This is a genomic window from Actinomycetota bacterium (assembly GCA_030776725.1).
GTDB lineage: Bacteria > Actinomycetota > Nitriliruptoria > Nitriliruptorales > JAHWKO01 > JAHWKW01.
In genome coordinates this window covers 1-12399 of sequence record JALYHG010000220.1, presented here as the reverse complement: position 1 = coordinate 12399, position 12399 = coordinate 1, and the positions used below count along the sequence as shown (strand labels likewise).

Below are 12399 nucleotides of genomic sequence, written 5' to 3'. Positions count from 1 at the left end.
GTGGCTGGGGCTGACCGCCGAGTTCGCCTGGCGGCGGATCCGCCCGGGCCCACGCGACCGCGACGAGGTCACCACCATGCTGGCGACCAGCGTCGTGCTCCCGGTAGCGGCGACGTACCACTGGCTGCGGGGAGTCGCCCGCGCCCGCAGGGTCGCCGCCGCCCGGCCGTGGCGGCCCGGCGCCGCCTCGGCGACCGACCGTCGTCGGGTCGAGGCGGTCCTGGTCGACCGCGACGGGACCCTCGTGGAGGACGTGCCGTACAACGGCGACCCGTCACGGGTCCGGCCGCTGCCGGGCGTGCGGGATGCACTGGACCGGCTCCGCAGCGCGGGGCTGGCGATCGCGGTCGTCACCAACCAGAGCGGGATCGCCCGCGGCCGGCTGACCCGCGCGCAGGTCGACGCCGTGCACGAGCGGATCGAGGAGCTGCTGGGGCCGTTCGACGGATGGTTCGTCTGCCCCCACGGCCCCGGGGACGGCTGCGAGTGCCGCAAACCTGCCCCCGGACTGGTCACCAAGGCCGCCGCCGACCTCGGCGTCGACCCGACGTCGTGTGTCGTGGTCGGTGACATCCGCAGCGACGTCGACGCGGCGTTGGCCGCGGGTGCACGCGGCATCTTGGTGCCGCGCCCGTCGACCCGCCCCGAGGAGGTGCTCGTCTCCCCAGAGGTCGCCGCCGATCTGGCTGTCGTCGCCGACCGGATCGTCACGGAGGACCGATGACCGCGGCGCGCGTGGCACGGTTCCGGGCGGGCGCCCACGTGCTGCTCGCCCGACTCGACAACGCCGGCGACGTCCTGCTGACCGGGCCGGCAGTCCGAGCGGTCGCCGCCACCGCCGGGCGGGTGACGTTCCTGTGCGGTCCCCGCGGTCGCGCTGCGGCCGAACTCCTCCCCGGCGTCGACGACGTGGTGGTGCACCGCGCGCCGTGGATCGACCACGACCGGCCGCCGGTGGAACGCGGCGCCGAGCTCGGCCTCGCCGATCGCGTGGCGGCTTTGGGCGTCGAACAGGCGGCGATCTTCACCTCCTTCCACCAGACGGCGCTCCCCCTGGCGCTGCTGCTGCGGTTCGCGGGCGTCGCCACGATCGCAGCGATCAGCGAGGACTTCCCCGGTTCGCTCATCGACGTCCGACACCGCGTCGACGACGACATCCACGAGGTCGAACGCAACCTGTCGCTGGTCGCCACGCTCGGGTACCGGTTGCCTGCCGGCGATGACGGTCGTCTGGCGGTCCGCCGCCGCGACCCTCGGCGGGCGAACCCCGCAGGCGAAGCCGGGTACGTGGTGGTGCACCCTGGAGCGTCGGTTCCGGCCCGGGCGTGGGCGCCGCAACGGCACGAGGGGCTGGTCGACGCGCTCCTCGACGAGGGCTGGCGGGTGGTGGTCACGGGCGGTGAGAGGGAGCGGGACCTGACCCGCCGGGTGGCCGGCGGAGCCGGCGGGCGGGCGGGCGATGACCGGGTGGCCGGCGGAGCCGGCGGGCGACCCCGCCTTGGGGTCACCGACCTCGGCGGGAGCACCGACCTGGCGGCCCTCGCCGAGGTCCTCGCCGAGGCTGCGGCCGTCGTGACCGGCAACACCGGACCAGCGCACCTCGCCGCCGCGGTCGGCACGCCCGTCGTCGAGGTCTTCGCCCCCACGGTCCCGGCGGTGCGCTGGCGGCCGTGGGGGGTCCGCCACGAGATCCTCGGCGACCAGACCATCGCCTGCGCGGGCTGCCGGGCAACGGTCTGCCCGCAGCCCGGCCACCCGTGCATCGGGACGGTCACGGTCGAAGACGTGATCGACGCGCTACGGCGTGTCCTCGCCGACCCCGATGCCACCGCGCACCCGATCGTGGCGGGACGGCGGTGAACGTCCTGTGCTGGCACGTCCACGGCTCGTACACCACGTCGCTGGTCCAGGGCGACCACCGCTACCTCATCCCCGTCCTGCCCGACCGCGGGCCCGACGGGCTCGGCCGGGCGCGGACGTGGCAGTGGCCGCCCAACGCCGTCGAGGTGACGCCGGACGACGCCGCCGACGCCGCGGTCGACGTGGTCATCCTCCAACGCCCCCGGGAGCTACACGGCCTCGCGGAGCGCTGGCTCGGCGGTCGTCGCCCCGGCCGTGACGTCCCGGCGGTGTACCTGGAGCACAGCGCCCCGCAGGGGCGGATCAACCGGATGCGCCACCCTGCTGCGGATCGCGACGACCTCGTCGTCGTCCACGTCACCCACTTCAACGACCTGTTCTGGGACTGCGGATCGACGCCGACGACGGTCGTCCAGCACGGGATCATCGACCCGGGAGAGCACTACATCGGCGAGCTGGCCCACGCCGGCGTGGCGATCAACGAGCCGCTCCGTCGCGCCCGGGTCACCGGCACGGATCTCCTCGACCGTGTCCGCACGGCCGCGCCGGTCGACCTGTTCGGGATCGGCGTCACCGGACTCGACGACCCGGCCCGCGACGGGCTGCATGCGCTCCGTTCGTTCGAGGACCTCCCACAGGACCGCCTCCACGAGGAGCTCGCGCGCCGCCGCGTCTACGTTCACCCGGTGCGGTGGACCTCGCTCGGGCTGACGCTGCTCGAGGCGATGCACCTGGGGATGCCCGTGGCCGCGTTGGCCACCACCGAGGTCGTCGAGGCGGTGCCACCCGAAGCCGGGGTGGTCACGACACGGGTCGACACGCTGATCGACGGGGTCGGGCGCCTGATCACCGACCCCGAGGAAGCCCGCCGACGCGGCAAGGCCGCACGCGACGCAGCCCTCGAGCGCTACGGGTTGCGACGCTTCCTGGCGGGCTGGGATCGGGTCCTGGAGGAGGTGACGCGGTGAGGATCGCGTTGGTGTCCAACCACGCCAGCCCGATGGTCGTCCTGGGCGGCGTCGACGCGGGCGGCCAGAACGTGCACGTCGCGGCGTTGTCCAAGGCGCTATCCGCCCGTGGGGCGGAGGTCACCGTCTACACCCGCCGGCAGGATCCCGGCGTCCCCCGACGGGTGCCCTTCCGCAACGGCGTGACCGTCGAGCACGTCGCCGCCGGCCCCACACACCCGATCTCCAAGGACGACCAGTTCCCGTTCATGGAGCAGTTCGCCGCACAGCTGGAACGGGCGTGGACGCGGTGGCGCCCCGACGTGGTGCACGCCAACTTCTGGCTGTCCGGGTACGCCTCGGTGCTGGGCGCCACACCGATCGGCGCTCCGGTCGTCCAGACGTTCCATGCCCTCGGCGTGGTCAAGCGCCGCCACCAAGGCGAGATGGACACCAGCCCGCCCGAACGCTTCCCGGTCGAGCGGTGGCTCGTCGCCAACGTCGACCACGTCATCGCCACCTGCACCGACGAGGTCTTCGAGCTCCGGCGCCTGGGCGGCGACATCGAGCGCGTCTCGATCGTGCCGTGCGGCGTCAACCTGCGCTTGTTCCGTCCGGACGGTCGTGTCGTGGCGCGGCGGGACGGTTGGCACCGGCTGGTCGTCGTCAGCCGTCTGGTGCCACGCAAGGGCATCGACGACGTGATCCGCGCGCTCGCGACACTGCCCCGCACCGAGCTGCTGGTGGCGGGGGGGCCGCGCCGTGAGCATCTCGACCGCGATCCGGAGATCGCCCGCCTCCGCGACGTCGCCGCCGACGCCGGCGTCCGCGACCGCGTCGTCTTCCTCGGCCGGCTGGAACGGCACGATGTCCCGCCACTGATGCGGTCCGCCGACGCGGTCGTGAGCACACCCTGGTATGAGCCGTTCGGGATCGTCCCGGTCGAGGCGATGGCCTGCGGGGTCCCCGTCGTCGCCACCGCGGTCGGTGGCATGATCGACACGATCCGCGACGGCGTGACCGGACTGCACGTGCCGCCGAAGGACCACGAGGCGATCGCGGACGCCGTGCGCGAACTGCTCAACGACCCCGGCCGGCGCCACACGATGGGCCAGGCGGGGGTGGTCCGGGCCCGCATGCACTACAGCTGGGATCGCATCGCCGAGGCCACGCTGGGCGCGTACCGAGCGGTCGCTGACCGTGACCGTCGCCTCGCCGAGGAGGTATCCCATGGCTGACCGACCGCTGCCCCACGGACGGGCGCACGTCGACGCCCTCGTCGATGCGCTCACCGACGTCATGCCCGACCTGTCGACGATCCAGCGCTGGGGGCAGGAACTCGCCCGGGTCCTGACCCACGGAGGGCGCGTGCTGGTGTGCGGGAACGGGGGCAGCGCAGCCCAAGCGCAGCACCTCACGTCAGAACTGGTCGGCCGCTACCGCGACGAGCGACGTCCTTTCAGCGCGTTGGCTCTGCACGCGGAGAGCTCCAGCGTCACGGCGATCACCAACGACTACGGCTACGACCAGGTCTTCGCGCGGCAGGTCGGCGCCCACGGCCGTCCCGGCGACATCCTGATCGCGTTGAGCACGTCCGGACGCAGCCCCAACGTCATCCGCGCGGTCGAAGGGGCGCGACGTCAGGGGTTGGTCACCTGGGCACTGACCGGCATGCTCCCCAACCCTCTGGCCCAGCTCTGTCACGAGACGGTCGCGGTGCCGACCGCGACCGTCGCCACCGTGCAAGAGGTCCACCTGGTGATGCTGCACCTGATCTGCGCTGAGGTGGACATCGCGGTAGGCGCGGCCGAGCAGGCCGAGGACCACCTGGATCTGCCGGAGGCCGCGCCGACCGGGGCCCTGTCGTGACGGCACCGTTGGTCATCATCGGTGACAGCCTCCTCGACCGCGACGTCGACGGGTCGGTGGAGCGCGTGGCCCCGGACGCCCCGGTCCCGGTCGTCGACCAGGATGCGGTGATCAGCCGTCCGGGGGGAGCCGGTCTCGCCGCGGTGCTGGCCGCTCGTGACGGCCGCGACGTGGTCCTGATCACGGCGTTCGCCGACGACGATGCCGCGCGCGAACTCGGCGGTCTCCTGCAACAGGCCGGGGTCGACACGATCGACCTCGGCACCGATGTCCCGACCCCGGAGAAGGTCCGGATCGCGCCGGGCGGGCGGCCGCTGATCCGTCTCGACCGCGGCGGCCGCCGGCCGGGGAGGGTCGGGGACCTGACGCCGGCTGCAGCGGATGCGGTCGCCGGCGCCGCAGCCATCCTCGTCTCCGACTACGGCCGTGGCGTCACGGGCGTCGGCAGCGTCCGGGAGGCGGTCGTCCGGGCGGCTGGAGCCGTCCCGGTGGTGTGGGATCCACACCCCCGCGGGAGCGTCCCGGTCCGCGACGTCCGCGTCGTCACCCCCAACCGGGACGAGGTCGGCCGGTTCTGCGGCGGGCTCGACGGCGATGACCTGCACAGCATCGCCGCGGCCGCGCGGACGTTGATCGCCCGGTGGCACGTCGCAGGGGTGGCGGTCACGCTCGGCGGGTGCGGCGTACTGTTCGTCGACGGAGATGCCCACCCGTTGGTCGTGCCGGTGCCGGCGGTGGACGGCGGAGACCCGTGCGGGGCGGGCGACCGGTTCGCCGTCACCGTGGCCGGTCGTCTCGCGGACGGGGCGGTCCCGTCGGAGGCGGTGGTGGACGCGGCGAGGGCGTCGACCGTCTTCGTCGCCGCCGGGGGGGCAGCCACCGTCGACTTCCAGCCGCGGCCGTCCGGCCGGCGTCGTCCACGGGACGCCGCGGCGCTCGTCGACGAGATCCGGGTCTCCGGCGGGACCGTGGTGGCGACCGGCGGCTGCTTCGACCTGCTGCACGCCGGTCACGTGGCCACGCTGGAAGGTGCCCGCTCGCTGGGAGACTGCCTGGTCGTGTGCATCAACTCGGACGCGTCGGTGCGGCGGCTCAAGGGGCCGGGGCGGCCGGTCATGGTCGCAGAAGACCGCGAGGCGGTGCTGCTGGCACTGGGCTGCGTGGATGCCGTCGCGGTCTTCGACGAGGACACGCCCGAGGCGGTCCTCGAGTGGCTCCGGCCCGACATCTGGGCCAAGGGCGCCGATTACGCCACCACCGACCTGCCCGAGGCTGACGTCGTCGAGCGGTGGGGCGGGCAAGCGGTCGTGCTCCCGTACCTGCGCGGCCGATCCACGAGTCGCCTGGTCGAGGAGGTCCGCAACCGTGGATGACCGCGTCGGCGCAGCGGCGGGGACGGTCCTGGTCACGGGCGGGGCGTCGGGACTCGGCGCTGCGGTCGCCGACGCGGTCGCTGAGGCCGGTGGGACGCCGATCGTGGTGGACATCAACGAGCCCGCAACGGCGCATCTGTTCGAACGGATCGACCTGGCCGACACCCGCCGCGCCGAACAAGCGGTGCGTGACCTCGTCGAACGCCACGGTGGCCTGGACGGGGTCGTGACGTGTGCTGCGGTCGACGTGCCACGCGACTTCGCCGATCTCGACGGCGAGATGTGGGAGCGCATCGTCAGGGTCAACCTGCTGGGCACCGCCGCGGTGATCCGGGGGGCGCTCCCATCGCTGCGCGAGCGCGGGGGCCGGATCGTCACGGTCGCTTCGACGCTGGGACTGCGTGCTCTGCCGGCGGCGTCGGCCTACTGCGCCAGCAAGTTCGGGATCGTGGGGATGACCCGGGCGTTGATGCTCGAGCTCGCCGGTCAGGTCGGCGTGACGCTGCTGCTGCCCGGTGGGATGGACACCGCCTTCTTCGACGGCCGCCCCGATCAGTTCAGCCCCGCACCTGAGCAGATGCTCAACGACCCGGCCGACGTGGCCGCCGCGGTGCTGTTCGCGCTCCGCCAGCCTCCAGGGTGTGAACTCCGCGAGATGGTGGTGACGCCGTCGGTCGAGCCGTCCTGGCCGTGACCGACCGTGGAGGGTCACCCCGAGACGGTCTCACCCCTCGTGAGCCGCTGGTGGCCTCGGCGCGGCCGGTGGACGGCGAGCCGCGAGCCCTCGTCGCCGGCTGGTTCAGCTTCGTCGACGGTGAGGCCACCGCAGGCGACCTCCTCGCCGGCGAGGAGGCCCGCCGGTGGCTGGAGGACGCCGGCTACCGCTGCGACGTCGCCCTGAGCCCGGCTTTCGCCGGGGGCGTGACGTGGGACGAGGAGGATCCGGACCGGTACGCGGTGGTGGCGTTCGTGTGCGGTCCGGCCGGCGGGGAGCAGGTCGAGCGGCTCCTGGACCGGTTCGAGCGGTGCACGCTCGTGGGGTTGAACCTGTCGCTGGTCGACCCGGCCGTCGCGGCGAGGTTCGATCTGCTGTGGGAACGCGACAGCGACGCCACCTGCCGCCCCGACCTCAGTCTCGGCCCTGAGGTCGCTGAGATCCCTGCGGTGGCCATCGTCCGCGCCCACGCGCAGCCCGAGTACGGCCACCACCGGCTCGATCAGGTCCACGATCGGATCCTGGCCGTCCTCGGCGACCGGGGCTGCGCCGCGATCGCGCTGGACACGCGCGTCGATCCCGCACTGAGTCCGATCGCACCGGATGTTCGCAGCTCAGCGGAGCTCGCCTCGCTGCTGCGGCGGATGGACGCCGTCGTCTCGACCCGCTTGCACGGTCTCGTGCTGGCGCTCAAGCACGGTGTGCCGGCGGTCGCGATCGACCCGGTGGTGGGCGGAGCGAAGGTCCGTCGACAGGCCGAGGCGCTCGGCTGGCCGCTGGTGCTCACCGCGGACGCAGCGGACGAGGACAGCCTGCACGCGGCGCTGGATCGCTGCTTGCAGCCACAGGCGCGTGAACAGGCCGCCCAGTGTCGCGACGGGGCGCGTGCGGAGCTGCGGCGCCTGCGCCGAGAGGTCGTCGCAGAGCTCGCACGTCGGGCCAGCCGGCGAGGGTAGGCACCGCCTGTGGCGCGATAGCGTGTTGGTCCGTCGGCCCGGTCGCCGCGGGCGGGGAGAGAAGGCAGTCGACATGGCGAGCGACGACGACGCCGGCCGCTACCGCGACCTGCGCGACCGCGGGCTGTCCCCACGTGCGGCGGCGATCGTCACAGGGACGAACCCCGGACCCGACTACACCAAGGAGGAGCTGTACAAGATGGCCCGGGAGGCCGACATCCACGGCCGGTCTCGGATGAACAAGTCCCAGCTCGTCGATGCGCTGCGGCGAGCAGGCGAGCTGCCCTAGTCGTCGCCCTAGGGCCCGACCGAGCCTCTACCCAGCCGGGGCCGTCCGCGCGGCCCGGACAGCGGCCAACGCGGCCACGCCGGTGACAAGGTACAGGATGCCATCCGCGCGGTTGAGCGCCAGCACGTTCCAGTCCGCGTTCCCCGTCAGTGGGAAGGCGGTGACCCCCAAGACGAGGAACACCAGCCCGACGGTGGTGACGACCGGGCGCACCGCCTCCAGAGGCTCGGTGCCGGCCCACAGCAGAACGCTCCCCAGCGCGGCGTGGACCAGGTTGAGGGTCGAGTTGAGCCGGAACCACGCGATGTAGGTGTCGGTGTCGGCCTCGACCCAGTGGTCGAAGCCGGTCACGGCGAACCCGACCACGCCGAGCACCACGTAGACGAACCCGGCGACGTACGCGAACCCTCGCGCCACCACTGCCTCCTCACGACGGACCTGTGTGACGCTACTCGCCGAGCGACGCGGTCATGGGCCGCGACGGTGATGCGGTGGCCGATGACCGCCGCGATGTCACCGCTGTGTCCGGTTGACCGAACGGGGCGTGCCGTCGACCGCAACCCGGCGCGTCTCTGTGCTAAGAAGTGTCTCTCGTGGCGGAGGGATCGACGACGTCGTGATCGGCCGCGGCCGGAGAGGGCGAGGCGTGGCGGCTGTGTCGGCCGCTGCGTTCGCTCTGCTCGCCGTCGTCGTCGCCGGACGGGGGCCCGACGCGTCAGCGCAGGTCCAGCCCCAGCCACAGAAGCCCCGGCCCGAGGCGCGTTCCGCGGAGCATCTGTTCAAGCGCGACTGCGCGTACTGCCACGGTCCGCGAGGCGAGGGCACGAGCCGCGGTCCGTCTCTGGAGGAGTCGGGCACCGCGGCGGTGCACTTCTACCTGACCACCGGGTACATGCCGATCAGCGAACGCGACGACCCGACCCGCCGACGCGAACCCGCCTACGCCGAGGACGAGATCGACGCGCTGGTGCGCTACACGGCGCGTTTCACGCGCGGGCCGCCGATCCCCCGGGTCGAGGTCGACCCCGAGGAGATCGCCCACGGCGGCGAGCTGTACCGGCTCCACTGCGCGGCGTGTCACCAGTTCGCGGGCGCCGGCGGAGCGCTGATCGGGCTCGAACAGTCTCCGCGGCTGTTCGACGCCACCCCCGTTGAGGTGGTCGAGGCCCTCCGCATCGGTCCGGGGCCCATGCCGGCCTTCTCCGAGGAGCAGATCAGCGAGGAGGACGCCAACGCGATCGCGTCCTTCGTGGCACTGGAGCTACAGCAGCCCACCGACGCGGGCGGCATCTCCCTCGGCCACTTCGGGCCGTACAGCGAAGGCGCCATCGCGTGGTTGTTCGGGCTGGGAGCGCTGCTGGTCGCGGCTGCGTGGATCGGGAGGAGAACGTGACCGAACCGAAGGACGGACGCGATCAACGCGTGGCGACGGTCGCCGCGACCATCGCCTTCGTGGTCGGAATCGGCGGCGGGATCGCGTTCGCGATCGTGTACTCCGTCGGTGCGGAGACCGGGTGGTACACCCAGGCGCTCGGCGGGTCGCTCGCGGTCGCGACCGCCGCGATCGGGATCGGCTCGGTGATCTGGGCGCACAAGCTGATGCCGCACGGCCCCGAGGAGGAGGAGCGCCCGTTCCCGGGGCGCAACCCCGACCAGCGGGCGAAGATGCTCGCAACGTACGACGACAGCCTCGAGGAGATCGGTCGCCGCCGGCTCCTGGGGCGGCTGCTCTTCGCCGCCGTCGGCGTGACCGGACTGGCGTCACTGTTCCCGATCCGCTCGCTGGGCCCCTCCCCGTTCCCCGAGCGCGCCCGGACTGCCTGGGGCCGCGGAGTGCGGCTCGTCACCGAGGAAGGCCACCCCATCCCGGTCGATGAGCTCGACGTCAACGGCGTCCTGACCGTCTTCCCGGAGGGCCACATCCACGACGCGGACGCCCAGACGGTCCTGCTCCGGGTTCCTACCGACATCTTCGAGCCGCTCGAAGGGCGCGAGGACTGGTCGGTCGACGGGTACGTGGCCTACTCCAAGGTCTGCACCCACAACGGCTGTCCGGTGGGCCTGTACCAGGTCGAGACCCAGCAGCTGTTCTGTCCGTGCCATCAGAGCGCGTTCGACGTGCTCCAGGGGGCGAAGCCGACGTTCGGTCCCGCGACCCGTCCCCTGCCTCAGCTCCCCCTCGCTGTCGACGGTCAGGGCTACCTGATCGCAGGCGGCGACTACGACGTGCCGGTGGGGCCGGGCTTCTGGACCTGGCCGTCAGCTGCGCGCCAGGAGACGGGGTGATCGAGCGCCTCGCCCGCTGGGTCGACCGCCGCGTCGGCGGGTCGGAGTTCGCCGAGAAGAAGCTGACCAAGATCTTCCCGGAGAGCTGGACGTTCCTGTTCGGTGAGGTGGCGCTGTACTGCTTCGTGATCCTGGTCATGACCGGGACGTTCCTCGCCGTGTTCTACGAGTCGTCCCTGGTCCACACCACCTACGAGGGCAGCTACGGCCCGCTGCGTGGCGTCGAGATGACGGCCGCGTACCACTCGGTCATCCAGCTCAGCTTCGACGTGCGCGCCGGCCTGTTCTTCCGGCAGATGCACCACTGGGCGGCCCTGGTTTTCGTCGCGGCGATCGTCGTCCACCTGGCGCGGGTGTTCTTCACCGGTGCGTTCCGCCGACCGCGCGACCTGAACTGGGCGATCGGCGTGACGCTCCTGCTGATCTCGCTGATCGAGGGCTTCGCCGGCTACTCGCTGTTGGACGATCTGCTGTCGGGGACGGGTCTGCGGATCGCTCACGCGGTGATCGAGTCGATCCCCCTGATCGGGACCTGGACCACGTCGCTGATCTTCGGCGGCCCGTTCCCGGGCGAGTACATCATGTCGCGTCTGTTCACCGGCCACGTCTTCCTGCTGCCGGCGATGCTCGCCGGGCTGATCGGCGTGCACCTCGCGCTGGTCTTCCGCCAGACCCACACGCAGTTCCCGGGTCCTGGCCGCACGGAGCGCAACGTGGTGGGGGCGCGGTTGTGGCCGACGTACACCGCGATGTCGTTCGGGATGTTCGCGCTGACCACTGCGGTGCTGGCGGCGCTCGGCGGCTTCGTCCAGATCAACCCGGTGTGGTACTACGGCCCCTACGAAGCGTTCATCGTGAGCACCGGCGCGCAGCCGGACTGGTACATGGGCTGGCTCGAAGGTGCGCTGCGGATCTTCCCGGCGTGGGAGTTCACCGGCTGGGGGTTCATGCTCGCCAACCCGTTCTTCCCCGCGGTGCTCCTGCCGACCGTGACGTTCGTCATCCTGTACTTCTACCCCGCCCTGGAGCGCACCCTCACACGCGACTGGGGCTACCACCACGTCCTGGACCGGCCGCGCGACCGCCCGGGCCGCACCGCGTTCGGGGCTGCTGGTCTGTCGTTCTACGTGGTGCTCCACATCGCTGGTGCTCAGGACATCATCGCCACCCAGTTGAACGTCAGCATCGTGTCGACGATGTACACCCTGCGGGCCGCCGCGGTGGTGGTCCCCATCCTGGTGGCGTTGATCACCTACCGGTGGTGCCGTGACCTGGCGGGATCGTCGCAGCGGCCGGCACGGGCGGGGGCCGAGGACGAGGCCGCACCGCTTGCGCCCGGTCCGGCTCCGGCCTACGGCCATGGCGCCTCGCCCGCGGAAGAGGAGTAGCGTCCGCCAACCGGGCGGGTCGGTCGCACCCACGGGCCCGGCTGCCCGCCCCGAACGGCGCGATCTGTCGCTACTTGGTCCCGGCTACTTGATGCTGTGCAGGTAGGCGGCGATGTTGCGCGCCTCTTCCTCGGTGACGCCCAGGACGGGCATGGCGGTTCCCGGTTCGATGCTGGGCGGGTCCTGGACCCAGCGTGCGACGTTCTCCGGCGTGTTGGGCAGGGTCCCGGCGACGTACGCCCGCTCGCTGAAGTTCGTCAGCGGAGGAGCGACCAGCCCGTTGGCCCCGCGGATCCCGGGGATGGTGTGGCAGCTGCCACAGCCGTACCGCTGGATCAGTTCCCGGCCGAGCTCCACCTGTGTCTCGGTGCCCGCCTCGGGGGCGCGGCCGGGGACGACGTCACACGCCGCAACCACCGCAGCCACCGTCAGGCTGCACGCCAGCAACCAGCTTCTGGGTGCCATCGCTTCTCCTCAGATCCGGCCGTACAGCACCGCGGCACGCTCGTCGGCGCGTAACCAGCGTAGGAACAGCAGCACCCCGGCGATGAGGTACGCGAGTCCACCGGGGAACAGCATCAACCCTCCCGCGAGCTGCTGGTCCTCCAACGGTGTCAGGCCCCACCGCAGTGCCCCCACGATGTGGTGCGGGTACCACGCCTCACCGGCGAACGTGACCAGCCGGACCAGGACGCCCGACTGGAACACGCCGGCGA

General features: G+C 72.3%; 15 protein-coding genes. 12 read left to right on the top strand and 3 right to left on the bottom strand.

Going from position 1 to position 12399, the window contains the following annotated elements; genetic code table 11:
- The 9 genes from M3N57_10715 to M3N57_10675 form a co-directional block, all read left to right on the top strand.
- Window positions 1-724: HAD family hydrolase (locus M3N57_10715; protein ID MDP9023140.1), on the top strand; the 724-nt coding region annotated here is incomplete at its 5' end.
- Window positions 721-1860 (top strand): glycosyltransferase family 9 protein, encoded by a 1140-nt coding sequence (locus M3N57_10710; GenBank protein MDP9023139.1) that lies wholly within the window; start codon window positions 721-723, stop codon window positions 1858-1860. The genes M3N57_10715 and M3N57_10710, both read left to right, overlap by 4 nt.
- Window positions 1857-2828, top strand: coding sequence for a glycosyltransferase (locus M3N57_10705; protein ID MDP9023138.1), 972 nt, complete (start codon window positions 1857-1859; stop codon window positions 2826-2828). Before M3N57_10710 ends, M3N57_10705 begins: the two co-directional genes overlap by 4 nt.
- Entirely contained in the window at window positions 2825-4045 is a 1221-nt protein-coding gene (locus M3N57_10700) for a glycosyltransferase (GenBank protein ID MDP9023137.1), read from the top strand. The genes M3N57_10705 and M3N57_10700 overlap by 4 nt, the downstream gene beginning before the upstream one ends.
- Before the next feature lie 61 nt (window positions 4046-4106).
- The gene (locus M3N57_10695) at window positions 4107-4676 is read left to right on the top strand and encodes an SIS domain-containing protein (protein ID MDP9023136.1); all 570 of its coding nucleotides are present in this window, start codon (window positions 4107-4109) and stop codon (window positions 4674-4676) included.
- Entirely contained in the window at window positions 4673-6049 is a 1377-nt protein-coding gene (locus M3N57_10690) for a PfkB family carbohydrate kinase (protein MDP9023135.1), read from the top strand. The genes M3N57_10695 and M3N57_10690 overlap by 4 nt, the downstream gene beginning before the upstream one ends.
- Window positions 6042-6743 (top strand): SDR family oxidoreductase, encoded by a 702-nt coding sequence (locus M3N57_10685; GenBank protein MDP9023134.1) that lies wholly within the window; start codon window positions 6042-6044, stop codon window positions 6741-6743. Before M3N57_10690 ends, M3N57_10685 begins: the two co-directional genes overlap by 8 nt.
- A complete protein-coding gene (locus M3N57_10680; GenBank protein ID MDP9023133.1) occupies window positions 6740-7720 on the top strand; it encodes a polysaccharide pyruvyl transferase family protein in 981 nt (326 codons plus the stop codon). Before M3N57_10685 ends, M3N57_10680 begins: the two co-directional genes overlap by 4 nt.
- Window positions 7721-7793: 73 nt before the next feature.
- Window positions 7794-8009 (top strand): Rho termination factor N-terminal domain-containing protein, encoded by a 216-nt coding sequence (locus tag M3N57_10675; protein MDP9023132.1) that lies wholly within the window; start codon window positions 7794-7796, stop codon window positions 8007-8009.
- A gap of 27 nt (window positions 8010-8036) precedes the next feature.
- On the opposite strand, the gene M3N57_10670 is transcribed toward M3N57_10675, so the two are convergent.
- Window positions 8037-8426 (bottom strand): DUF4383 domain-containing protein, encoded by a 390-nt coding sequence (locus M3N57_10670; protein MDP9023131.1) that lies wholly within the window; start codon window positions 8424-8426, stop codon window positions 8037-8039.
- 229 nt (window positions 8427-8655) lie between these two features.
- On the opposite strand from M3N57_10670, the gene M3N57_10665 reads away from it, so the two are divergent.
- Genes M3N57_10665 through M3N57_10655 form a run of 3 tightly spaced genes read left to right on the top strand, consistent with a single transcriptional unit; the run spans window position 8656 to window position 11683 of the window.
- Entirely contained in the window at window positions 8656-9402 is a 747-nt protein-coding gene (locus tag M3N57_10665; GenBank protein ID MDP9023130.1) for a c-type cytochrome, read from the top strand.
- Entirely contained in the window at window positions 9399-10295 is an 897-nt protein-coding gene (locus M3N57_10660; protein ID MDP9023129.1) for a Rieske 2Fe-2S domain-containing protein, read from the top strand. The genes M3N57_10665 and M3N57_10660 overlap by 4 nt, the downstream gene beginning before the upstream one ends.
- Window positions 10292-11683, top strand: a complete 1392-nt coding sequence (locus M3N57_10655; protein ID MDP9023128.1) for a cytochrome bc complex cytochrome b subunit — start codon at window positions 10292-10294, stop codon at window positions 11681-11683. The genes M3N57_10660 and M3N57_10655 overlap by 4 nt, the downstream gene beginning before the upstream one ends.
- 84 nt (window positions 11684-11767) lie before the next feature.
- Here the strand turns inward: M3N57_10655 and M3N57_10650 are convergent, their stop codons facing one another.
- Both M3N57_10650 and M3N57_10645 read right to left on the bottom strand, forming a co-directional pair.
- Window positions 11768-12148: a cytochrome c gene (locus tag M3N57_10650; protein MDP9023127.1), complete on the bottom strand. Its 381-nt coding sequence runs from the start codon at window positions 12146-12148 to the stop codon at window positions 11768-11770.
- 9 nt (window positions 12149-12157) lie between these two features.
- Window positions 12158-12399, bottom strand: a 242-nt coding sequence (locus M3N57_10645) for a cytochrome c oxidase assembly protein (GenBank protein ID MDP9023126.1), incomplete at its 5' end; no start/stop codon positions are given.

What these genes read in the sequence shown, in the direction of transcription:
- M3N57_10695 (MDP9023136.1), top strand. Translation starts at nt 4,107, where the DNA reads ATGCCCGACCTGTCGACGATCCAGCGCTGGGGGCAGGAACTCGCCCGG.
- M3N57_10675 (MDP9023132.1), top strand. Translation starts at nt 7,794, where the DNA reads ATGGCGAGCGACGACGACGCCGGCCGCTACCGCGACCTGCGCGACCGC.
- M3N57_10650 (MDP9023127.1), bottom strand. Translation starts at nt 12,148, where the DNA reads ATGGCACCCAGAAGCTGGTTGCTGGCGTGCAGCCTGACGGTGGCTGCG.
- M3N57_10710 (MDP9023139.1), top strand. Translation starts at nt 721, where the DNA reads ATGACCGCGGCGCGCGTGGCACGGTTCCGGGCGGGCGCCCACGTGCTG.